Raw genomic sequence first — 22785 nt, forward strand, 5'->3', positions numbered from 1 at the left:
AGCCCTTACAGCGTTACCGTCGCCGGTGCATGGCGTATTTCGCCGCGCCGGGTCAATTGTTAGCTTGCTGTTGCTGGCGATCGTCGCCACCCCCGCCGTCGCCGCGAGCGACCCGGCGGCGCAGATCGGCGCCCTCGACGATGCGCTGGTCGCCGCGATGAAGACGGGCAAGACGCAATTGTCGGCGCGGGTGGCCAAGCTGCAGCCGGTGGTCAAGGCGACGCACGACATGGCGGCGATGGCCGGCCTGGTCGTCGGCCCGGCCTGGGCCGCAGCGCCCGTCACGGACCGCACGGCATTGGTCGAGGCGTTCGCGCGGCACAGCGCCGTGGCCTATGCCGAGAACTTCAACAACTACGGCGGCGAGCGCTTCACCGTCGATCCCAAGGTCGAGACGCGCGGCCCGGACCGGCTGGTGCGCACGACGATCATCGGCAAGGACAGCAAGACCGCGCTCAACTACCGGATGCGCGACGCCGGCAGCGGGTGGAAGATCGTCGACATCTACGCCGACGGCATCAGCCAGGTCGCGACGCAGCGAGCGGAGTTCGCTTCGACGGTGAAAGCGAGCGGCGTCGCCGGCCTGGCGAAGCGGCTCAACGCACTGGATGAGGCGAAGTTGAAGAAGTAGCCCCTGCTTACCCTCCCCCATCGGGGGAGGGCGAGAGACGCGCCCTTGCACGGCCCGGGGAGGGGATGATCCCGAACGCGGAGAGAAGCCCCCGCGCCGCGCCGCCGTAACAGCTGTCCTTCCTTCCCCCTCCCCCCACGGTAAGCGCTTGCGAACCGAGAGTGGGGAGGGCTGGGGTGGGGGCGCCACTTGGCGACCTCTTAAGCAGCGCGAAAGAACCCCCACCCCGGCCCTCCCCACTCTACGCTGCGCGTGGGGGGAGGGAGCAGAGGAGCAGGTCAGCTTTTCCGCTTCTGCGACCCCAGCAACGCCGGCTCGAACACCAACGCACACACCAGCGTCCACGCCAGCGAGATCATCAATATCTTGCCCATGCTCGCGGTCCCCGGATGATTCGATAGCCACAGGCTGCCGAACGCCGCCCCCGTCGCCAGCGCGCTGAACAGCACCGCGCGTGCCAGGCTGGAGTGCAACAACCCCGTTGCGCCACCCCGCCACGCCATGACGAAATAGATGTGGAACGCCACCCCGACCCCGAACAGCAGCGGAAAGGCGATGATGTTGGCGAAGTTGATGGGCTGCCCGATGACGACGCAGGTCGCCAGCGTCAGGAAGCCCGACAGCACCACCGGCGCCAGCGTGAACGCCACCTCGCGCACCGACCGCAGTACCAGGAACAGCAAGCCACCGATCGCGATCAGGGCATAGACACCGGCCTCGACGAAGGCCCGCCCGATGGTGCCCGCCGCCGCCTGGATCGACACCGGCGGACCGGAGGCGTGCGGCGCAACGGCCTGTACGGCGGCGGTGAAGCGCGCCAGCGTGGCATTGTCGTTGCTGTCGCCGCTAGGAAAGACCTGTACCCGCGCCGCGCCGCTGGGGGTGATCCAGTCGCGGACCAGATCGGCCGGCAGCGTCGCGCGACTGACCGGTGCGGCGAGCAACAGTTCACGCGTCTGGCCGAGCAACACTTCGAGCGGCGGCACCAGCAACGCTGTCGCGGCGGTACGGCGTTCGACCGGACCGCGAGCCAGCGCCTCGAGGGTCCCGGCCAGCCGGATCGCCGGCGCGTCGTTGCTCGCGACGCTGCGGAGCTGCGCCGCGGTGCGGGTCAAGGCCGCGATCGTCTCCGCGTCGGTCGGCGCCGGCGCGACGTCGAAGGGGTTGAGCGTCAGGTCGAGCAAGTCGCGCGCGTCGGCGATCGCGGCAAGCTTGCCCGGCTGCTCGGCGGGCACGAAGTCGGCGACCGTCACCGCCTGTGCGACTTGCGGCAGGCGGGCCAGCCGCGTCGCCAGCCTGCCCGCCTCCGCCTCGTTCGCCGCCAATATGTTGAGGGTATTCGGCGTCCGGTCGGGATCGCGCATCAAATCGGCCAGCGTCCGCATCGCCTCGCCGTTCGGATTGCGCAGATGGTACGGATTGAAGTCGAACTGCACCCAGGGCAGCAGCGCGATACTAACCGCCATCCACGCGGCGAATGCCCACAACACCGCCTTGCGGTGTCGCGTCAGCCAGCCGTCGGCAGCAGTCAGCCCGGTGAGCCCGGTGTCGCCCGCCTGCCCGGGCCGCAGCACCGCCAGCAGCGCCGGCATCAGGGTGACGCTCAGCCCGAGCGCGACGATCATGCCGACCGAGGCGATGATCCCCAGCTCCGACACGCCGATATAATCGGTCGGCAGGAACGCGACGAAGCCGAGCGCCACCGCGCTCGCCGCGACCAGCAGCGACCCGCCGAGGCCGTGCCCGGCTCGCCGCAGCGCCTCGCCGACATCGGCCGCCGCGCCCTGCTCGGCCCGGAACCGCACGCTGAGCTGGATGCCGAAATCGATGCCCAGCCCGACGAACAGCGGAATGAACGCCACCGAGATCAGGTTGAAGCGCCCGACCAGCGCCAGCCCCAGCGCCGCCGTCACCACCAGCCCGGCCACCGTCGTCAGCGTGATCGCCGCGACGATCCGCGCCGAGCGCGTCGCCAGCCACAGGATCAACAACATCGAGCCGATCATGACCAGCCCGACGATCCAGGCGCCGTCCGCCAGCGAGGCGAACTCCTCGTCGGCCAGCGGCACCTCGCCAGTCAGGCGGATGGTGGCGCCGAGGCCGGTCGCGGCGTGGCGGATGGCGTCGCTCGCCGCCTCGCCGGGCATCAGCGCGCTATAGTCGAGCACCGGCTGGACCAGCACGATCCGGCGCTTCGGGGCGGCGAGCGCGCCCTTGCCGGTGCCGAACAGCGCGATCCACGAAAATTGCGCGGGTTTGCCGGCTGCCACCTTGCCGAGGCCGTCGTCGAGGGCGGCGATCGGCTTGGCGATGTCGCCCAGCTTCGCGCTGCCGTTATCGACGCCGGTCAGCACCGTCGACAGGCTGGTCATCACGCCCCGCACGCTGGGATCGGCGGCGAGCGGGCCGAGGAATGGCTGGGCGGCGATCAGCTGGGCGGTGGTGTCGGCGACCTCGGCGGGCGTGCCGAACAACAGGCCGTTGCGGGCGAAGAACTCGCCTGCATCCGGGCGGCGGACGCTGCGGAAATGCGCCTTGTCGCGAACCAGACGCGCCGACAGTGTGGCGGCGGCACGCTCGGCAGCTTCGGGGGTGGCGCCGTCGATAACGACCACGGTCAGGTCGCGGTTCTGCGGGAAGGCGGCGTCGATCCGCGCCTCGTCGCGCCGCCAGTCGACGCCGGGCGCGATCAACTCGGCGGTGTCGGTAGTCATGTCGAAATGGCTGGCGGCGAACCAGCCGGCGCCAAGGCACAGCAGCAATGCGGCGATTATCACCGCGACCGGGCGCCGGACGCTGGCGGCGACGGCCGAGGGAACCAGCCCCTGGAACACGCTCAGAAGCGCCGCGCCACTCGCCGCTGCCACAGGCCCATCAGCGGCGTGATGACCAGCTCGACGAACACCGCGTAATAATGCGCCCCGTGCGGCGCGTCCTCGACGAAGAAGCCCAGCAGCCGCGCCAGCCCGCCGATGACGACGAACAGCACCACCCAGGCGAAGCGCGCCGTCTGCCGCTCGATCCGCGGGATGCAGCTCACCGCCATGATGCCGATGCCGAAGAAGATGCCCGACAGATAGCGGAAATGGCTGTCGACGCCGGCCACCGACGGCCCGCCAAAGGCCTCGGTGCCACGGACCATGCCGAGTAGGCCGAAGCCGAGCGGCGACAGGCACAGGATGGCGATGACGGCCTGCAACAGCCCGCGCTCGAAATTGCGGCTCATGGCCGGGTCTCCTCGACGATACGCAACAGGAACGCGTCGATCGCTGCGACCACGGGGGCCTCGTCCAGCGTCGGGGCATGGCCGACGCGCGGCACGGTCACCGCCACCAGCCCCGGGCAGCGCTCCACCATCCGCGCCTGGGTCGCCGCGGTCAGTACGTCGGACAGCGCGCCGCGCAGGCTCAGCACCGGCTTGCGGCACAGCGCCTCCAGCCCGGGCCACAGGTCGAAGCCCTGGCTCGGCAGCTTGAACGCGTCGGCGATGCGCGGATCATAGTCGAAGCAGATCCGCCCCGAGGTGGTCAGCCGGCACAGCCGCTTGGCGAAGACCAGCCAGTCGGTCAGGCTCCAGTCCGGATAGATGCCGGTATTGCGCGCCGCCAAATCGCGCGCCGCGTGCAGCCAGGTCGGCCAGCTGACGCTGCGCCCGACGTTGCCGCGGATGCGCTCCAGCCCCGCCATCTCGATTTCCGGCCCGATGTCGTTGAGCACCGCGCCCGCCAGCCGCTCGCCCATCGGCCCGGCCAGCATCATCGCCACGACCCCGCCCAGCGACGTCCCGACCACGGCGAAGCGCTCGACATCGGCGGCGGTCAGCAGCGCCTGCACGTCCTGCACATAGGTCGGCGGCACATAGCTCAGCGGGTCCTTGGCGTGCGCCGATTCGCCCCGGCCGCGCAGGTCGGCGCAGATCACCCGCCACTCGCCCGCATGACGCTCCGCCAGCCCCTCGAAATCGCGGGCCGAGCGGGTCAGCCCCGGCAGGCACAGCAGCACCGGCCGCGCCGCGTCGCCGGCATAGTCGCGGTAGTGCAGGCGCAGCCCGTCGGCGGACCAGTACCAGCCGTCCTCGTAGGTGGAACCAGTCGCCATCGTCCCCGTTCAAATCCCCAGCGGATTTTGACTCGGACTCAGTTGGAGCCTAAGCCTTTGCTGGGGATAGGCGAGAAGGACTAGAGTGGCAACGCGTGCGCTGGACCAGGCGACTGGCCCGCGGGGGGATACCCGCAGCCGTCGATACGACCCGGCGGAAACCCGCCTGCGGGTGCTTGCGGCCGCCAACATGCTGTTCTCCACCAAGGGGTTCGCCGCCACCGGCACTGCCGACATCGCGCGCGAGGCCGACGTGTCGGAAGGCTCGATCTTCTATCACTTCGGCTCCAAGCAGAACCTGCTGGTCGAGCTCGGCCGCCGCTATGGCGAGCAGATGATCGAGGCCATTCAGCAGGGCGACGCGCTGGAGGACCTGGAGCCCGGCATCATCATCCCGCGCGTCTTCGAATTCTGCCGCACCAACAGCATGTGGGAGGCGGTCGCCGTCGTGGCGCCGCAGTCCGGCTGCGACATAGCCCGCGCCAAGCACGACAAGAGCGGCGATGCCGAGCCCTTCTACCACGCCGCCAAGACCACCACGACGGCATGGATCATCAAGCAGATGACCGTCGCCTTCGCCCGCCGCGGCATCACCGACATCAACATCCCTCTCGCCGGCTCCTTCACCCACCACGTCGTCGGCGACGCGATCGAGGCGATCATGAACGCCGACAACGACGCCGACCGCGCCGCGATCGAGGCGGAGACTGTGCGCTTCGTCCGCGCCGCCTGCGGCTATATCGGCCCCGTCAAGGCGGCTGGCGGCGCGTGACCGATGCCTTCCGGCCGTCGCGCGCCATCCTCGAACTCGGCCCCGGCTTCTACGACGAGGTCGCCCCCGCCGACTTCCCGCTGACCATCCCGCGCTTCAGGAACGACCGCGCCGCCGCGAGCATCGGTCTCGACGACCTCGACCCCGCCGCCTGGCTTCGCCACTTCGGTCGCTTCGAGGCCCTGCCCGGCAGCCTCGAGCACCCGCTGGCGCTGCGCTACCACGGGCACCAGTTCCGCAGCTACAACCCCGAGATCGGCGACGGCCGCGGCTTCCTGTTCGCCCAGATGACCGACACCGCCGGCCGCCTGATGGACCTCGGCACCAAGGGCTCCGGCCAGACCCCGTACAGCCGCTTCGGCGACGGCCGCCTGACCTTGAAGGGCGGCGTCCGCGAGATCCTCGCGACCGAGATGCTCGAGGCACTTGGCGCCACCACCTCGCGCACACTGTCGCTGATCGAGACCGGCGAGGCCCTGCAGCGCGGCGACGAGCCCTCCCCGACCCGCTCGGCCGTCATGGTCCGCCTCAACCACAGCCACATCCGCTATGGCAGCTTCCAGCGCCTCGCCGCGCTGCAGGACGCCGGCGGCATGGCGACGCTGACCGACTATGTCCTGCGCCACTATTTCGAGCCCTCGGACACGCCCGCCCCATCACCTTATGCGACGCTGATCGACCACGCCGTGACCAATTCCGCCACCCAGGCGGCGCAGTTGATGGCAGCCGGCTTCGTCCACGGCGTCCTCAACACCGACAACATCAACATCACCGGCGAGATCTTCGACTTCGGACCCTACCGCTTCGCCCCCGCCTGGGACCCCGACTTCACCGCCGCCTATTTCGACCACAACGGCCTCTACAGCCTCGGCCGCCAGCCCGAGGCGATGCAGTGGAACGTCTACCAGCTCGCCCTCGCCCTCCGCCTCGTCGCCCCGACCGAGGACCTCGCCCCGGCGCTCAAGACCTGGCCCGACCGCTTCGACGCTGCGTTCGCCACTGCGATGCTCGCCCGCCTCGGCGTCGTCCCCCGGGACCCCGCCACCGACCTTGCGCTGGCCCGGAGCATCGAGGCCGCGCTGACCGAGACAACCATGCCCCTTGCCCGCTTCTGGTTCGACTGGCGCGGCGGAACGTTGCGCGGCACGTCACCCGCAGCCGCGACCTACGCCCTCCCCGCCTTCGCCCCGTTCCTCGCCGCCGTCGCCGACTACGCCCCCGCCGCGCCGCTCGACCATGCCTATTGGTCCGACCCCGAGCCCTGCGCCCTGCTCATCGACGAGATCGAGGCGATCTGGTCCCGCATCGCCACCGATGACGACTGGTCGACGCTGGAGGGCGAGGTCGTCGCCATCCGCCGCATGGGCGAGGCGATGCGCTAGGAGGACATTTCGCTCGGTCCTCAAGGTCGGAGGATTTCATCTCCTAGTTCCAGCATCGCAAGCCGGTGGCTAATTGCTGGTCTGCTTCGAGGCTTGGTCGACCAAAAGCTGGCGCGCGCAAAGTCCGTTCGGCTGCCACACCTGGGTCAGGGTTGTCGGAGCCTGATGAGCATCGTGGAGAATAAGAGCGAAGCCGCGGCGCGGGGTCTTTCCGACAGCCATTAGGAGCATAGGCGGCCCTGCGTTGATCATCAGGCTGTTGCCGGGGCCGCGTGCGACCTGGACGCCGTCCGGCGTTTCGAGACAGGTGTCACCGCTTAGTGCGTAAAATGCCTCCGGTCCTGAGTGAACATGGAGGGGTGCTGTCGTGCCCGGATTGAAGATGGAGCGAAGATACTCAGCCGCGAAAGGAGAGCCTTCGGAAACCGGAAGCGGACCGATCCTGGCAGCGTGCTCGCCGCCAGTGGAACGCCAACCTGACCTCGCGAGTGTGAAAAGCCAGATCGATCCGAACGACTCCACTATCGCGCTGGTCGGAGTGCTCGCCTGCTTCGCTGCGGCCCTCGATGGAAAACGGTCGAGATGCCAGAATATCTCACCAGCGGGCAATGACGGAAGTTCCAAGTGCGCGAGGAGGCAGGCCGGCCCCGGTTCTTCAACCGCGCTGCATTGACGTGTCGTAGCTTGGGCGAAGGTGGCGTTAGGAAATGTAAGTGCTGCCACCGCGGCACAACCGAGAATAATTCCCCGCATGTCGTATCCTTCGATGGAACGCGCGTGAGCATGTCTAGCTATAGCAAGCGTGACAACCCACCCTGATCTCTGCAATTTGGCGGTACCGGTCGTTAAAACCTCATCTGGATCGTAATGGTTGACCGCACCACAGTCGATGTCACCCCTGCGCAAGCCGGGACCTGGTTGCAGTACCAGCTTGGGCTACAATTTGGAATGCAGCTGGGTCCCTGCGTTCGCCAGACGGTAGTTGGAGGACGGAGCTAACTATGTCAGCTGCGGCCATCTGTCGGCGTCCCTTTCCATCCCGCCTACCACATGCCACTCCACCCGCAGGGGAGACCACGCCATGACCCACCTGATCCAGACCATCTTCGCCGACGGCATCGCGGAAATCCGCTTCAACCGGCCGGACAAGAAGAACGCCATCCTCGTCGAGATGTACGCCGCGCTGCGCGACGCCATCCGCGTCGCCGAGATCGATCCGTCGATCCGCGTCATCCTGTTCACCGCGGCGGGCGACAGCTTCACGGCGGGCAATGACCTCAAGGACTTCCTGGCGCCGCGCGGCTCGGAGGCCGAACCGCCGGTCACCGGCTTCCTCAACGCCATCGCCACCGCCGAGAAGCCGATGATCGCCGCGGTGCGCGGCAATGCGGTCGGCGTCGGCACCACCATGCTGCTGCACTGCGACCTGGTGCTGGCCAGCCCGGAGGCGCAGCTGCAGGTGCCGTTCGTCAACCTCGGACTGGTGCCGGAGGCGGCGAGTTCGCTGCTGCTGCCGCGCCTGCTCGGCCACCAGCGCGCTGCGGCCCTGGTGCTGCTCGGCGAGCGGCTGGGTGCCGCCGAAGCGCTGGCCGCCGGGCTGGTCTATCGGGTCGTGCCGCTCGCCGACCTCGATACCGAGGCGCGCGCCGTCGCCGCTCGGCTGGCAGCGCAAGCGCCGACCGCGGTGCGCCTGTCGAAGCGACTGCTCAAGCGTGCGCCCGAGAGTGTCGCCGACCGCATGGCCGAGGAGGGCAAGCACTTTGCCGCGCAGCTCCAGTCCGCCGAGGTCAAGGAAGCCATCGGCGCGTTCTTCGAGAAGCGCCCGGCAGATTTTTCGCGAATTTAGTCGAACATCTGCATCCAACGCGCAGGTCCACCCGTACTTTCGATCACTCCATGCCGGCAGCCTGCAACCCTGTGCAGGGCACCCGGAGCGAGGCCGGACCGGGCGTATTTGCAGCGTTTCGCAGCGCCCGGTCCGCACTGTTCCCTAGCGAACTGCGAGTGGCGAGGGAGCCGGGGTGCAGCCCGACCCGAGTTCGGGATTGTCCCCTCCCCGGGCCGCGCAAATGCGCGTCTCTCGCCCTCCCCCGGTGGGGTTAAGGGCTCGGGTCACTTGCCCGCAGCAGCGCCGCACCGGGTGGCAGCGTTCCACGCCATGTTGTAGAGCCACGCCATGCCGTCGCTTTCCCCCCAAGAAGCTGCCGTGCTCGACGCGGTGGCCGTGTCCCGGCCGCTGATGCTGGAGCGCATCCTGCGCTGGGCGGCGATCAATTCGGGCAGCCGCAACCTCGCGGGACTGGCGCAGATGGCGGACGAGCTGACCGCCGCGTTCGCGCCGCTCGGCACGGTCCGACTGCTCGCCCCGACCGCCGTCGAAGCCGTTGCCGCCGATGGCAGCCGCCAGCCGCTCGCGCATGGGCGCAACCTTCATGTCGTGCTGCGCCCCGACGCCCCGGTGCGCGTCCTGCTGACCGGGCACATGGACACGGTGTTCGCCGTCGACCATCCGTTCCACGCCTGTCGCTGGCTCGACGACGACACACTTAACGGTCCGGGCACCGCCGACATGAAGGGCGGCATCGCGGTCATGCTGGCGGCGCTGACCGCCGTCGAGGCCTCGCCGGTCGCCGACCGCATCGGCTGGGAAATCGTCATCAACAGCGACGAGGAAGTGTCGTCGCTCGGCTCCGGCGCGTTGCTGGCGGAGGCGGCGCGGCGCTGTCACCTCGGCCTGACCTATGAACCCGCCCTGCCCGACGGCACGCTGGCCGGCGGGCGCAAGGGCAGCGGCAATTTCTCGGCCACCGTGCGCGGCCGCGCCGCCCATGCGGGTCGCGAGATCGAGCTGGGGCGCAACGCCGTGCTGGCCGCCGGCGACCTGGCGCTGCGGCTGGCGGCGCTGATGCGCGCTCATCCCGGGGTTTCGGTGAACCCGGCGAAGATCGACGGAGGCGGGCCCAACAACATCGTCCCAGACCTGGCGGTGCTGCGCTTCAACGTGCGCCCGACGACGCCAGCCGAACAGGTCGCGGTAGCGGCGGCGATCGACGCGCTGGTCGCGGCCGTCGCGACGGAACACGACGTCGCCATCGAGCTCGACGGCAGCTTTGCGCGGCCGCCCAAGCCGATGGACGCCAACCAGTTGCGGCTGTTCGAGCTGGTCCGCGACTGTGGCAGCGACCTCGGGCTGGCGATCGGCTGGCGCGACACCGGCGGGGTCTGCGACGGCAACAATCTTGCCGCTACGGGGTTGGCAGTGGTCGACACCCTGGGGCCGCGGGGCGGGTCCATCCACTCGTCGGAGGAGTATCTGTGCACCGACAGCCTGGTCGAACGCGCGCAACTGTCGGCGCTGCTGCTGATGCGCGTCGCCGCCTCGGGCTGGGTTCGCTGATGTGCCTGAAGGTCCGGATCCGATGAGCTGGCACGTCCGCCCCGCCTGCCTGGGCGACCTCGACGCGTTCGAGGCGCTGGCGATGATGACCGGCGGCGGCTTCACCAGCCTGCCGCAGGACCGCGGTGCGCTGACCGCCCGGCTGGCGCGCTCCGACGCGGCGTTCGCGACCGCGGTGACGACGCCGCTCGACGAATTGTACATCCTGGTGCTGGAGCAGGCCGCGACCGGGCGGATCGGCGGGACGGCGGTGGTGTTCAGCCGGATCGGGGCCAACTGCCCCTTCTATTCGTACAAATTGGGCAATCTGCAGCAGGTATCGCGCGAGTTGGGCCGGGTATTCTCGATCCAGACGCTCAACCTGACCAGCGATCACGACGGCGCCAGCGAGGTCGGCGGGCTGTTCCTGCACCCCGACCTGCGCACCGGCGGGCTGGGGCGGTTGCTGGCGCGCAGCCGCTACCTGTTCATCGCGCAGAACCGCGCGCATTTCGGCGACAAGCTGCTGGCGGAGCTGCGCGGCGTGCTCGACGATGATGGCGGGTCACCGTTCTGGGACGGGCTGGGCGCCAAGTTCTTCGGCATGAGCTTCCAGGAAGCGGACAAGTTCAATGGCTTGCAGGGCAACCAGTTCATCGCCGACCTGATGCCCAAGCACCCGGTCTACACCGCCCTGCTCAGCGACGAGGCCCGCGCCGTCATCGGCCACTGCCACCCGCGCGGCCGCCCTGCCCTGGCGATGCTGGAAGCCGAGGGATTTCAATATGATGGCTATGTCGATATCTTCGACGGCGGGCCGACCGTGACGGCCCGCACCGACGCCGTGAAGACGATCCGCAACAGCCGCGTCGATCCGGTCGCCAGCCTGGTCGACGACGCCGCGGGGCTCGATCGCGGCCTGCTGGCGGCGGGCAAGCTCCACGATTTCCGCAGCTGGATCGGCCATTCCAGAGTCACCGGCGGGGCGCTGTCGCTGCCGGCCGGGGAGGCGGAATTGATGAATGTTTCCATCGGAGACGAGGTACGCCATGTCGCCTTCTGACCTGATCTCGACCGATCCCTGCACCGGCGAAATCGTCTGGGCCGGCAGCACCGGCGACCCTGCCGCCGCGGTGGGCGCCGCCCGCGCCGCCTTCCCCGGCTGGGCCCGCACCCCGCTCGCCGACCGCATCGCCATCGCCCACGCCTTCCAGGCCGTCGTCCGCGACCGCGCCGAGGACTTCGCCCGCCTCATCTCGCGCGAAACCGGAAAACCGCTGTGGGAAACCCGCACCGAAGTCGCCAGCGTCATCGCCAAAGTCGACATCTCGATCCTCGCCCAAGCCGAACGCGCCGGCACCCGAACCGGCGAAGTCGCTGGAATCAAACAGGTTTTACGCCACAAACCGCACGGCGTCCTGGCTGTCCTAGGTCCTTATAATTTTCCAGCCCACCTCCCAAATGGCCATATTCTTCCGGCCCTCCTCGCCGGCAACACCATCGTTTTCAAACCCTCCGAACACACTCCCGCCGTCGCCGCCTTCATGGCCGACTGCTGGACCGCCGCCGGCCTCCCACAAAATGTCCTGACCGTCGTCCAAGGCGCCGGCGAAACCGGCCGCGCCCTCGCCGGCAACCCCGACATCGACGGCCTGCTGTTCACCGGCTCCCCATCCACCGGCGCCGCCCTCGCCCGCCAGTTCGCCGAAACCCCATGGAAAATCCTCGCCTTGGAGATGGGCGGCAACAATCCCCTGATCGTCTGGGACATTCCACCTGGCCAACTAGACGCTGCCGCGGCGTTGATCGTCCAGTCAGCCTATCTTTCCGCTGGTCAACGCTGCACCTGCGCCCGACGGCTCATCGTCGGCCCGAACTCACGATCGTTAATCGAGCGCTTATCCGCATTGATCGACAAGATGATAGTCGGCGCACCATTTGACGACCCTCAGCCTTTCATGGGGCCGGTGATCGATGTAACTGCAGCTCTTCGACTACAGGACAGCTTCGCATCGCTGATCGGTCGTGGCGCCGAGGTGCTCAGACCCCTTGCACGTCGTGACGATCGACCGTTGCTGACGCCCGGACTTATCGATGTGACCAACGTCCAAGATCGTGCGGACACAGAGTTCTTTGGCCCTCTACTGCAGTTGATCAAGGTGAACGATTTCGATGCCGCTCTGACAGAAGCGAATGATACGCGTTTTGGCTTGGCAGCTAGTCTGATTGGTGGAGATGCAGCGCTTTACGATTACTTCTGGACGAACAGCCGGGCAGGCGTGGTCAATTGGAATCGTCCGACGAACGGCGCCGCATCCAATGCGCCATTCGGAGGCGTAGGGTTGAGTGGAAACCATCGGCCGAGCGCCTACTACGCTGCTGACTACGTCGCTTGGCCCGTCGCCAGTCTGGAGGCTGACAGTTTGGAGGGATCGATATTCACGGGTTTAAAGAAATGATCCGGGAGATCAATTTCGACGGGCTGATTGGGCCGACGCATAATTACGCGGGTCTGAGCCTTGGCAATCTGGCGAGCGCTAGTAATGCGGGCGGTGTCTCTGGCCCAAGGTCGGCGGCGCTGCAAGGTCTTGGCAAGATGCGAGCCTGTCTTGATCTGGGACTGACGCAGGGTTTGCTGGTGCCTCCCGAGCGGCCTGCTGGCAGATGGCTGAACAGCCTCGGATTGAGTGAGGTGGCGGCCTCGAAGGAAGATCCGAAGCTGTTCGGCCAAGCGATGTCGGCCTCGAGCATGTGGGCGGCGAACGCCGCGACGGTGGCGCCTGCGTCGGATGCCGAAGACGGCAAGTGTCACCTGACGGTCGCGAACTTGTCGACGATGGTACATCGGAGCTTGGAACACTGGGAGACGGAGGCGCAACTCAGGGTGGCGTTCGCCGATCCCAGCTTTGTTGTTCATGGGCCGGTGCCGGGCGGTTTCGGGGATGAGGGAGCGGCCAATCATATGCGGTTGGCGGGGCGGCACGATGAGGCTGGGGTCGAGATTTTTGTTTTTGGGGAGGATGGGGGAAAGTATCCGGCGCGACAAAATCGAAGGGCGTCGGAGGCGGTGGCGAGATTGTCGGGGCTGGACCTGGAGCGGACGATGTTCGTGAGGCAGTCGAGCAGGGCGATCGAGGCCGGGGCGTTTCATAACGATGTAGTGGCGGTGGCGAATGAGAATGTCTTGTTTGCTCATGAGTTGGCGTTTGAAAATTCGCGTGATGAATATGAGAAGTTGGAGCGAATTTTTCCGGAATTGGTGATTGTCGAGGTTCCTGAGGAAGTTGTTAGTTTAAGTGAGGCAATTCAGACGTATCTGTTCAATTCGCAACTGGTTACTTTAGCGGATGGTTCGATGTGCTTGATATTGCCCGAGGAGTGTCGGGAGAGTGCGGCGGTTTCGGGGTATCTGAGGGGGTTGCTGGCGGGCAATACGCCGATCCGGCGGGTCGAGTACGTCGAGGTGCGGGAGTCGATGCGGAACGGCGGCGGGCCGGCGTGCCTGAGGCTGCGGGTGGTGGCTGATCCGGCGAAGGTGGACCAGCGGTTCATGCTGGATCATGGCAAGATCGACCGGTTGAGCGAGGTCGTTTCCAGGTCTTGGCCGGAGAGCATCGCGCCAGACCAGCTGGGAGATCCAGGGCTTTGGGCGCAGGCGCGGACGGCGCGGGCGGCGCTGCTGGCGGAGCTTGGGCTGACCGGCGCGCTATAGGTCGGCGGCCGGATCGAAGCGCCCTTCGACGCGAGGCGAACCGCTCGTCACCAGCGGTGCGCGTTCCCCGAGCTGAGTAGCGCTAGTCCGTGGACGGCGGCCCGGTGGACGCCGAGACATCGTCGTCGCGACCGCTGCGTTCGCTGTAAAAACCCAGCGCCATCAGGCCGGCACCGAGGACGACGGAGACGAACACGCCGCCGATCACCGCGACGAGCATCGAGGTGGTGATGATCCCGGCATTCGCCAGGTAGAACACCGCCGACGCGACCATCAGGATGCCGACGATCGACACCCCGACCAGCATCTTGATCAGCTTGCCCTTGGCCGTCGCTCGCTCAGCTTGGGAAATCGGTTCCATGCTTGGCTCCTCTGGGTCGTTGCCTAGGCGCAATATGGGGCCGATGTAACCATATTACCGAAACGATCTCTCAGACCGGGATCAGAGTAGCGCCTTCCATGCGGCAAGGGCTGCCCGGTATTTGCGTTCGGTGCGGTCGAGCTTGTCCTGCAAGGCTGCTGCTGCCTTGGCCTGAGCTTGTTCGAACTGCCGGCGCTCGAGCTGCAGGGCCTGTTCGCGCGCGTCGAGGTCGCGGCGTTTGGAGGCCGCCGCCTTGGTCGCCGCATCGAGCGCCTGGCGGGCGGCGACCACATGGTCGTCGCCGGGCTTGGGTGGGCGCGGCTTGGGTGCCGGCTTCGGCTTCGGCTTGGGCTTCAGGGCCGGTTTGGGCTTCGGTTCCGGCTCCGGCTTCTGACGCGGCGCCGCACTGGCCTCGGGCGGTTCAGGCGGCGGCTCCTCGACCTTGTCGGGCAGGCTGGCGATCTGCTCCGCCGCGGTGGCGCGCAGGCGTCGGATCACCTCACCGGGCCGGGCCAGCGGTTCCTTGGTCAACGCGCTGTCGGTGACGACCTCTGCCTCGCCGGTGCCGAACAGGTCGTGGCCGCTGCCCCAGGCCTTCAGCGCCGCCTTCTGGCTCGACGCCGCGACATAGGCATCGTGAAATCCGATCGGGGTCCGATAGACCTTCAGCGGTGCGGATCGCGCCATTTCCCCATCATCCACGCAGCCGGGGCCGCGGTCCAGCATGCACTCGCCCGGCGACTTGCGAACGCCGTTGCGGAACCGTGTCGGGCAGCCCGGTGTTTGTCCGAAAGAGGACGCTTCTGCATTGCAGCAAATGTGACGTCCAGAGCTGGCGGAGCGGGCTGCCGGAACCACTTAGACGGCGGAGCCCATGACCGATGACGACGGCCTGATGACCATCACCACCCAGACACCCGCCGTACGCGAGGCCGAAAAGCGCGTGCTCGCCGCCGAGCTGTCCGCCGAAAAGCGCGTCACCGTCATCGTCAATACCCGCTCGCGCAAGGGCCGCAAGCTGTTCGACCATGCCTGCAAGCTGTTCTCCGAAGCCGGCTTCACCCTCGACGCGACCTATGCGGTGCCCGACCCCAAGGAACTCGACACGACGGTCTGCAGGGCGATCGAGGCGGGCGCTCAGCTGGTCGCGGTCGGCGGCGGCGACGGGACGCTAAGCTCGGTATCGCGGCACTTCGTCGGCAAGCCCGTGGTGTTCGGCGTGCTGCCGCTCGGCACGGCCAACAGCTTTGCCCGGACGTTGGGTATCCCGCAGGACCTGAAGGGCGCGATCGACGTGCTGGCGACCGGACGCGTCGCCGACATCGACCTGGGCAAGGTCGGCGACCGCTATTTCACCAATGCCGCCGCGATCGGCCTGCCCGCGATGATCGGCGAGACGGTGCCACACGGGCTGAAGGCAGTCCTCGGCCGGATCGGCTATTTCGGCTGGGCGCTGTACAGCCTGGCGCGGTTCAAGCCGTTCCACTGCACGCTGATCGAGAACGGCACGGAAAAGCATTTCGAGGCGCTGGAGGTGCGGATCAGCAACGGCACGCATCTGGGCGGGCTGGAGGTCGCGGCGGAAGCCAGCCTCGAGAGTCTCGACCTGACCATCCAGGTCGTCACCGGTCGCAACGGCTGGACGCTGGCGAAAAGCTGGGCGCTGAGCGCCGCCGGGCGCCAGGGCGGCGAAGCGCTGGTCTCGTTGCGCACCAAGGGCCTGCGCATCGTCACCGATCCACCGATGAGCGTGTCGATCGACGGCGAGGTCATGGCCAAGACGCCGATCGAAGTGTCCGTGGCGCGGCAGGTGCTCAAGCTGATGGTCCCGCACGAAGCGGACATCCATTAGGACCGGACGCTAAGGCCGGGGTTCCGCCGCCCAGACGCCGTCGACAAGCCGGTGGCGCTCGACACGAACGGTCTCGAATGCCTCGGTCGTCCGTGCCCTGACTTCGATCTCGGCGCTGCCCGGGCTGGTGCGGATGAGATTGTAGCTGTTCGCCTCGCCGCGCACCCGGGTCGAGGTGGCGGTGCCGGCCTGCACCACCAGTACCGCGCCGTTGGCCGCGCGGAAGGTCGCTGCCGAGCCGGTGAAGCTGCGGTGATGATGCCCCGCGAGCAGCATCTCGACCCCCGCGACACTCGCCGCGTCCAACGCGCGGCGGGCGCGGCCCGCCGCCTTGAGGCTGGCGCCGTCCTCGCCCCAGGGCAGTTCGACCAGCGGGTGATGGGTGACCAGCACGCGCGCCGCCTCGGGATCGGCATCGCCGAACGCCGCGGCGATAGCCTCGATCTGGTCGCGCGAGACGCGGCCGTCGCTCCAGGTCAGCGAGCGCGCCGTGTTGATGCCGACCACCGCCAGCCCGGGCGCGACGAAGCGCGGCGCCAGGTCGGGCGTGATGTAGCGCCGGTAGCGCCGCAGCGGGCTGAGGAAGCGCCGAGCCACGTCGTACAGCGGCACGTCGTGGTTGCCCGGCACCGCCAGCCACGGCAGGCCCAGCGCCTCGATCTCCACCAGGAATGCGTGCGCCAGCCGGAACTGCGAGCGCTTGGCGCGCTGGGTGAAGTCACCACTGATCACCACCAGCGTCGGTTGCAGTTCCTTCAGGTCGGCGAGGATCGCGTCTACCGCGCCCGGGTCGTGACGGCCGAAATGGACATCGGAGAGGTGCGCGATTGAGGGCAAGACGGCTCCTTACTTCGGCGCCGGCGGTTCGATCTCCCGGCGGCGTTCGAGGCTCAACGCAAGAGTCCAGATCAGCGTTGCAAACGCCGCGCCCGCCAGCCAGCCGGCCAGTACGTCGGACGGATAATGCACGCCGAGGTAGATGCGCGAGATGCCCAGCCCGGTGGTCATGAAGATCGCGACGCCGTGAATGTACCGCTGAACCCGCCGGTCGGTGGCGGAGCGCGCCAGGATCAGCCCGATGGTCAGGTAGATCACCGCGGAGTTCAGCGCATGGCCGCTGGGAAAGCTGAGGTTCGTGACCTGGACCAGGTGCGGCACGACGTCGGGGCGTGGCCGCGCGAAGAACGCCTTGAGCACGCCGCCGATGACCGAGCCGGAGATTGCCGCGCCGCTGAGGAACAGGGCGGTCCGATAGCGCCGCGCGGCGATCAAATAGCCCGCGGCGGCGATGGTCACCAGCGTCAGTCCGGTAACGTCGCCGAAGCCGGTGAAGTCGATCATCGCGCGCTTCAGCCACGCAGGGCCGATCGGCACCGACAGGTCATCGGCGTGGCGCAGCGCCAGCAACAGCCAGCGGTCGTAGAAAAAGCTTTCGCCCTCCCTCACTTCCGATCCGAGCCGGACGAAGACCAACAGGGCGCAGGCGATCGCGACGAAGACTTGGAAGGGACGCAGCTCCTGCCAGGCGGCGGCGATCCGTGAGCGGGGCGGTGCGGTCATCCGACTGCCCTAAACGCCTGCGCCCTGCCCCGCAATCAACGGTCAAATCGCTTCCCCCGGCGGGCGTTGTTGCCAGGTTGCAGGGTTCGAGCGTTAGCCTTACTGAGCGCGTAATCGACGCGAGTATGTGATGGCTTTCAGTAACGACACGGTCGGCACCGCCGGCCTGCCCAAGACGCCGACCGGCATATCAGGCTTCGACGAGGTGCTGCTCGGCGGCCTGCCTACCGGGCGCCCGACCCTGCTGTGCGGCAGCGCGGGTTGCGGCAAGACGCTGTTCGCAATGACCTTCCTGATCAACGGTGCGCTGGCCGGCGAGCCGGGCGTGTTCCTGAGCTTCGAGGAGCGCGCCGAGGATCTGGCGATCAACGTCGCCTCGCTCGGGGTCGACGTCGACAGCCTGATCGCCAGCCGCCTGCTCGCCATCGACCATGTCCATGTCGAGCGCGCCGAGATCGAGGAGAGCGGCGAGTACGACCTCGAGGGGCTGTTCGTCCGTCTCGGCTATGCGATCGACAGCATCGGCGCCAAGCGCGTCGTGCTGGACACGATCGAGGCGCTGTTCAGCGGCTTCACCGACGAGGCGGTGCTGCGTTCCGAGCTGCGCCGGCTGTTCGCCTGGCTGAAGGATCGCAAGGTCACCGCGATCATCACCGGCGAGCGCGGTGACGGCCAGCTGACGCGCTACGGCATCGAGGAATATGTCTCCGACTGCGTCGTCCTGCTCGACAACCGCGTCGTCGACCAGGTCACGACGCGCCGCCTGCGCGTGGTCAAGTATCGGGGCTCGGCACATGGCACCAACGAATATCCGTTCCTGATCGACGGGCGCGGCATCAGCGTGTTGCCGATCACCTCGGCCGGGTTGAGCCACAAGGTCTCGTCGGAGACCGTGCCGACCGGGGTGCCGGGGCTGGACGCGATGCTCGGCGTCGGCGGCTTCTTCAAGGGCGCCAGCGTCCTCGTCTCGGGCCTGGCCGGTACCGGCAAGTCGACATTCGGCGCTTCGTTCGTCAACGCCGCCTGTGCCCGCGGCGAACGCGCGCTGTATTTCGCTTTCGAAGAGTCGCCCGAGCAGGTGGTTCGCAACATGCTGTCGGTCGGCATCGACCTGCAGCCGCATCTCGACAAGGACCTGCTGCGCTTCGAAAGCGCGCGGCCTAGCCTGTTCGGGCTGGAGATGCACCTGGCGCGGATGAACCGCGACATCCACGAGTTCGCGCCGTCCGCCATCGTCGTCGATCCGATCTCGGCGTTCCGCGGCCCGGAGAGCGAGATCCACGCGACGCTGCTGCGGCTGGTCGACATCTGCAAGGTCGCGGGCATCACGACGATGTTCACCAGCCTGTCGTCGGCTGGCGATAACATGTCCGAGACCGACCGGGGCATCTCGTCGCTGATGGACAGTTGGCTGTCGCTGATCGACCTGGAGGCCAATGGCGAGCGCAACCGCGTGCTGTACGTGCTGAAGTCGCGCGGCATGGATCACAGCAAGCAGCTTCGCGAGTACCGGCTGACCGGCGATGGCATCCAGTTGATCGAAGCCTATGCCGGGCCGGACGGCGTCCTGACCGGGGCGGCGCGGATGGCGCAGGAAGCACGCGAGCGCGACGCCAGCCTGAGCCGCGAACAGGACCACGAACGCCGCCGCCGCCTCGGCGCCCGCCACCGTGCCGCCGTCGAGCGCCAGATCGCCGACCTTCGTGCCCAGTTGGAGGACGATGATTTCGAAGGCGAGCTGGTCGAGGGCGAGGCGAACACGCGCGAAGGTGGCTACGCCGCCGACCGGACCGCGATGGCGGTCAGCCGCGACATGCGTTCGAGCGGAGACCGATGATGATCGAGCCGATCTCGAACGAGCCGGTACCCCCGGAGGAGCTGCTGCCCGCCGGCGATCCCGCCAAGCATTACAATTTGCGCCTCTACATCGCCGGGCAGACGCCCAAGTCGCTGACTGCGATCGCCAATCTCAGGAAGTTGGCGGAGGATAACATCGCCGGGCACTACACGATCGAGGTCATCGACCTGCTGGTCAATCCGCAGCTCGCGGCCGGCGACCAGATCCTGGCCGTGCCGACGCTGGTCCGCCACCTGCCGCCGCCGCTGAAAAGAATTATCGGAACACTTTCGGATACGGAACGTGTTCTCGTGGGTTTAGATATCGTGCCGATCAACCCAGCTCGATAATGACCGCCGATGTGGACGACTCTCTCGTCGACCTGCCGCGATATCACCTGCGGCTGTTCGTGACCGGCGCGACGATGCGGTCGCAACACGCCATCGCCAACATGAAGCGGATCTGCGAGGACCGGCTCAAGGACCGCTACGAACTCGAAGTGATCGACGTCTACGAGAACCCCGAGGCGACCCGCGATTACCAGATCGTCGCGACGCCGACGCTGGTCAAGGTGCTGCCCGAGCCGCTGCGGCGGATCATCGGGGACCTGTCCGACACCGAGCGCGTTCTCGCCGGCCTCGCCCTGGATCCGATCCGGATTTAAGCCTTTGACCGACTCCCAGATCCGCGACCTCGAGGATCAACTCTCCGAAGCGCTGGCGACCATCGATGCGATCCGCAACGGTGAAGTCGATGCCGTGGTCGTCGGCGGGCCCGAGGGGCAGCGGGTGTTCACGCTCGACAATGTCGATCGCCCGTACCGCGTCATCATCGAGCAGATGCAGGAAGGCGCCGTCACCCTCGGCTCGGACGGGCTGATCCTGTATTGCAACCGGCGGTTTGCCGAGCTGGTGGAGCTTCAGCCCCAGCAGCTGATCGGCACGATGATCGGGACGCTGATCGCCGACACCGGGCTGCTGCTGGCGGCGCTGGAGCGCGGCGGCACGGTCGAGACCGAACTCATGGCGCCGCGGCGGCGGGTGCCGATCAACCTGTCGATCGTCCAGCTGGCGGGCGAGGCCGATGCATCCTTGCGCTGCGCGGTGGTCACCGACCTGACGCAGGTCAAGGCGCGCCAGGCCGAAGCGCTGGCCGCCCGCGACCGGCTGGCGACCGAGATCGTCGAGCGCCGCGCCGCCGAAGACGGCCTGGAGTTCGCGCTCGGCGCCGCCGACATGGGCAGCTTCGATATCGACCTGGCGACGCACGCCACCCGCCGGTCCGAGCGGCATGACATGATCTTCGGCTATCCCGACGGCATCGCCGACTGGACGCTGGAGTGCAAGCTGGCGCGCATCGTCGATGAGGAGCGCGAGGCCGTGGCGGCGCAGTTTGCCAGGGCCGAGATCACCGGGGTGCTGGAAACCGAGAACCGCATCCGCCGCGCCGATGGCGAGATCCGCTGGGTTCACATGAAGGGCCGGACGGTGAAGTCCGGTGGCAAGGCGGTGCGGATCGCCGGGGTCATCACCGACATCACCGAGCGCCGTGCCTTCGACGAGCAGGTCCGCCAGATCCAGAAGATGGACGCCGTCGGCCAGCTGACCGGCGGCATCGCGCATGATTTCAACAATTTGCTGACGATCATCGTCGGCAACATGGACATGGCCGGACGCGCGCTCGACAACGCCGATACCGCGCGGGCGCAGCGTGCCGTCGGCAACGCGCTGAAGGGCGCCGAGCGCGCCGCCGTCCTGACCCAGCGCCTGCTCGCCTTTTCACGCCGCACGCCGCTGGAGCCGCGGACCGTCGATGTCAGCCGGCTGGTGACGGGCATGGCGGATTTGCTCGGCCGCTCGCTCGGCGAGACGATCCAGCTGGAGACGGTAAACGGGGCCGGCCTGTGGCGCGTCGAGGCCGACCCGAACCAGCTGGAAAACGCGCTGCTCAACCTGGCGGTCAATGCCCGCGACGCGATGCCGGGCGGCGGCAAGCTGACCATCGAGACGCAGAACACGCGGATCGACGAGGATTATTCGGCGACCCATGCCGAGGTCTCGCCCGGGCAATATGTCTCGATCGCGGTGTCGGACACCGGCAGCGGCATGCCGCCGGAGGTCATCGCCCGCGCCTTCGATCCGTTCTTCACGACCAAGGAAGTCGGCAAGGGCACCGGCCTCGGGCTCAGCCAGGTCTATGGCTACGTCAAGCAGACCGGCGGCCACGTCCAGATCTACTCGGAGCCCGGCCAGGGTACGACGATCCGCATCTACCTGCCGCGCACCGCGAGCGAGGACGTCGCGGCGCCCGAGACGCGGCGCGCCGACGCCGAGCGTGGCGAAGCGACCGAGACGATCCTGGTGGTCGAGGACGACGACGAGGTCCGCACCTATACCGTCGAAAGCCTGCGCGAGCTCGGCTACCGCGTGCTGGAGGCGCATGACGGGCCATCGGCGCTGAGCCTGCTCGACCGGCAGGAGCATCCGATCAGCCTGTTGTTCACCGACGTCGTCATGCCCGGCGTGTCGGGGCGCGAGTTGCAGGAAGCCGCGCTGCTGCGCCAGTCGCAGTTGAAAGTGCTGTTCACCACCGGCTATGCGCGAAGTGCGATCGTCCACGGCGGCCGCCTCGATGCCGGCGTCGAACTGCTGCCCAAGCCGTTCACCTATGCCGAGCTCGCCGCCAAGATCCGTAACGTCCTCGACAAGGGCAACCGCAAGCGCGTGCTGGTCGTCGATGGCGACGCCTCGGCACGGGCCGCCGCCGTTGCCGTAGCCGCCGAACTCGGCCTGAGCTGCGACGTCGCCAGCACGGTCCGCGAAGGTCTCAGCCGCCTGCGCGCCGCGGGCGGGGACTATGACGCGACGCTGCTCGATATCCGCCTGCTGGCCCGGCGCATCGAGGACCTGATCGAGGAGTTCCGCACGTTCCGCCGCGACCTGCCGATCGTCGTCGCGGCACCGGACGACGTCGCCGGTCTCGAAGCCCGCTTCCGCGACGATCCGTGCGTTACGATCCTGGCGGCACCCTTCACCTCGACGGACCTGCACGCGGCACTGTCGTACCTCAAGCTCAACTGCCTGGCGATCGATACGCGCAAGGACTGACCGTTCAGTGGCCGAAATATCGACTGGGCTGATCCAAGTTTTTCCCAGAGTTAACTCGCCGATCCCGATTGCGGCGTGACGAAGCAGAAATCTTCCT

At 67.7% G+C, this 22785-nt stretch carries 21 protein-coding genes; 13 read left to right on the forward strand and 8 right to left on the reverse strand.

All coding sequences use genetic code 11. The annotated features are described in order from the left end of the window. Positions 1-64: 64 nt before the first annotated feature. The gene (locus tag ACOFKW_RS15570) at positions 65-631 is read left to right on the forward strand and encodes an ABC transporter substrate-binding protein (protein ID WP_419815038.1); all 567 of its coding nucleotides are present in this window, start codon (positions 65-67) and stop codon (positions 629-631) included. Between the two features lie 278 nt (positions 632-909). Here the strand turns inward: ACOFKW_RS15570 and ACOFKW_RS15575 are convergent, their stop codons facing one another. From ACOFKW_RS15575 to ACOFKW_RS15585, 3 genes are read right to left on the reverse strand one after another with little or no spacing between them, the layout of a single operon-like run. Continuing rightward, positions 910-3465, reverse strand: a complete 2556-nt coding sequence (locus tag ACOFKW_RS15575; protein WP_419816976.1) for an MMPL family transporter — start codon at positions 3463-3465, stop codon at positions 910-912. A 2-nt stretch (positions 3466-3467) separates the two neighbouring features. Then, positions 3468-3857, reverse strand: coding sequence for a DUF4345 domain-containing protein (locus tag ACOFKW_RS15580; RefSeq protein ID WP_419815039.1), 390 nt, complete (start codon positions 3855-3857; stop codon positions 3468-3470). Next, a complete protein-coding gene (locus ACOFKW_RS15585; RefSeq protein ID WP_419815040.1) occupies positions 3854-4729 on the reverse strand; it encodes an alpha/beta fold hydrolase in 876 nt (291 codons plus the stop codon). The genes ACOFKW_RS15580 and ACOFKW_RS15585 overlap by 4 nt, the downstream gene beginning before the upstream one ends. Positions 4730-4814: 85 nt before the next feature. On the opposite strand from ACOFKW_RS15585, the gene ACOFKW_RS15590 reads away from it, so the two are divergent. Together ACOFKW_RS15590 and ACOFKW_RS15595 are read left to right on the forward strand one after the other, a co-directional pair. Further along, a complete protein-coding gene (locus ACOFKW_RS15590) occupies positions 4815-5501 on the forward strand; it encodes a TetR/AcrR family transcriptional regulator (RefSeq protein ID WP_419815041.1) in 687 nt (228 codons plus the stop codon). Then, entirely contained in the window at positions 5498-6883 is a 1386-nt protein-coding gene (locus ACOFKW_RS15595) for a protein adenylyltransferase SelO family protein (protein ID WP_419815042.1), read from the forward strand. Before ACOFKW_RS15590 ends, ACOFKW_RS15595 begins: the two co-directional genes overlap by 4 nt. A gap of 69 nt (positions 6884-6952) precedes the next feature. On the opposite strand, the gene ACOFKW_RS15600 is transcribed toward ACOFKW_RS15595, so the two are convergent. Next, the gene (locus tag ACOFKW_RS15600; RefSeq protein WP_419815043.1) at positions 6953-7636 is read right to left on the reverse strand and encodes a cupin domain-containing protein; all 684 of its coding nucleotides are present in this window, start codon (positions 7634-7636) and stop codon (positions 6953-6955) included. Positions 7637-7964: 328 nt separating this feature from the next. Between ACOFKW_RS15600 and ACOFKW_RS15605 the strand changes: the two genes are divergently transcribed. The 5 genes from ACOFKW_RS15605 (at position 7965) to ACOFKW_RS15625 (ending at position 13971) form a co-directional block, all read left to right on the forward strand. Next, positions 7965-8729: an enoyl-CoA hydratase gene (locus ACOFKW_RS15605; protein ID WP_419815044.1), complete on the forward strand. Its 765-nt coding sequence runs from the start codon at positions 7965-7967 to the stop codon at positions 8727-8729. A 330-nt stretch (positions 8730-9059) separates the two neighbouring features. Beyond that, positions 9060-10280: a hydrolase gene (locus ACOFKW_RS15610; RefSeq protein WP_419815045.1), complete on the forward strand. Its 1221-nt coding sequence runs from the start codon at positions 9060-9062 to the stop codon at positions 10278-10280. Positions 10281-10302: 22 nt separating this feature from the next. After that, positions 10303-11322 (forward strand): arginine N-succinyltransferase, encoded by a 1020-nt coding sequence (locus ACOFKW_RS15615; protein WP_419815046.1) that lies wholly within the window; start codon positions 10303-10305, stop codon positions 11320-11322. Continuing rightward, complete coding sequence (gene astD, locus ACOFKW_RS15620) at positions 11309-12718, forward strand: succinylglutamate-semialdehyde dehydrogenase (protein WP_419815047.1); 1410 nt, start codon at positions 11309-11311, stop codon at positions 12716-12718. Before ACOFKW_RS15615 ends, astD begins: the two co-directional genes overlap by 14 nt. Then, entirely contained in the window at positions 12715-13971 is a 1257-nt protein-coding gene (locus ACOFKW_RS15625; RefSeq protein WP_419815048.1) for an N-succinylarginine dihydrolase, read from the forward strand. Before astD ends, ACOFKW_RS15625 begins: the two co-directional genes overlap by 4 nt. An 82-nt stretch (positions 13972-14053) precedes the next feature. Here ACOFKW_RS15625 and ACOFKW_RS15630 read toward each other — a convergent pair whose 3' ends face one another. Further along, positions 14054-14332: a hypothetical protein gene (locus tag ACOFKW_RS15630; RefSeq protein ID WP_419815049.1), complete on the reverse strand. Its 279-nt coding sequence runs from the start codon at positions 14330-14332 to the stop codon at positions 14054-14056. 81 nt (positions 14333-14413) lie between these two features. Continuing rightward, positions 14414-15058 carry a hypothetical protein gene (locus ACOFKW_RS15635; RefSeq protein ID WP_419815050.1) on the reverse strand — a complete coding sequence of 215 codons (645 nt, stop codon included), beginning with the start codon at positions 15056-15058 and terminating at the stop codon, positions 14414-14416. 148 nt (positions 15059-15206) lie between these two features. On the opposite strand from ACOFKW_RS15635, the gene ACOFKW_RS15640 reads away from it, so the two are divergent. Then, on the forward strand, positions 15207-16184 hold the full coding sequence (locus tag ACOFKW_RS15640) for a diacylglycerol/lipid kinase family protein (RefSeq protein ID WP_419815051.1): 978 nt from the start codon (positions 15207-15209) through the stop codon (positions 16182-16184). Positions 16185-16193: 9 nt separating this feature from the next. Here the strand turns inward: ACOFKW_RS15640 and ACOFKW_RS15645 are convergent, their stop codons facing one another. Then, positions 16194-17021 (reverse strand): metallophosphoesterase family protein, encoded by an 828-nt coding sequence (locus ACOFKW_RS15645; protein WP_419815052.1) that lies wholly within the window; start codon positions 17019-17021, stop codon positions 16194-16196. 9 nt (positions 17022-17030) lie between these two features. Beyond that, the gene (locus ACOFKW_RS15650; protein ID WP_419815053.1) at positions 17031-17744 is read right to left on the reverse strand and encodes a phosphatase PAP2 family protein; all 714 of its coding nucleotides are present in this window, start codon (positions 17742-17744) and stop codon (positions 17031-17033) included. Positions 17745-17874: 130 nt separating this feature from the next. Between ACOFKW_RS15650 and kaiC the strand changes: the two genes are divergently transcribed. From kaiC to ACOFKW_RS15670, 4 genes are read left to right on the forward strand one after another with little or no spacing between them, the layout of a single operon-like run. Next, positions 17875-19581, forward strand: coding sequence for a circadian clock protein KaiC (gene kaiC, locus ACOFKW_RS15655; RefSeq protein ID WP_419815054.1), 1707 nt, complete (start codon positions 17875-17877; stop codon positions 19579-19581). Further along, complete coding sequence (locus tag ACOFKW_RS15660; protein ID WP_419815055.1) at positions 19578-19931, forward strand: circadian clock KaiB family protein; 354 nt, start codon at positions 19578-19580, stop codon at positions 19929-19931. The genes kaiC and ACOFKW_RS15660 overlap by 4 nt, the downstream gene beginning before the upstream one ends. Further along, positions 19931-20245, forward strand: coding sequence for a circadian clock KaiB family protein (locus tag ACOFKW_RS15665; RefSeq protein ID WP_419815056.1), 315 nt, complete (start codon positions 19931-19933; stop codon positions 20243-20245). Before ACOFKW_RS15660 ends, ACOFKW_RS15665 begins: the two co-directional genes overlap by 1 nt. Positions 20246-20249: 4 nt before the next feature. After that, a complete protein-coding gene (locus ACOFKW_RS15670; RefSeq protein WP_419815057.1) occupies positions 20250-22688 on the forward strand; it encodes an ATP-binding protein in 2439 nt (812 codons plus the stop codon). Positions 22689-22785 lie beyond the last annotated feature (97 nt).

The sequence above is a fragment of the Glacieibacterium sp. genome, from assembly GCF_965200405.1.
Taxonomy (GTDB): domain Bacteria; phylum Pseudomonadota; class Alphaproteobacteria; order Sphingomonadales; family Sphingomonadaceae; genus Glacieibacterium.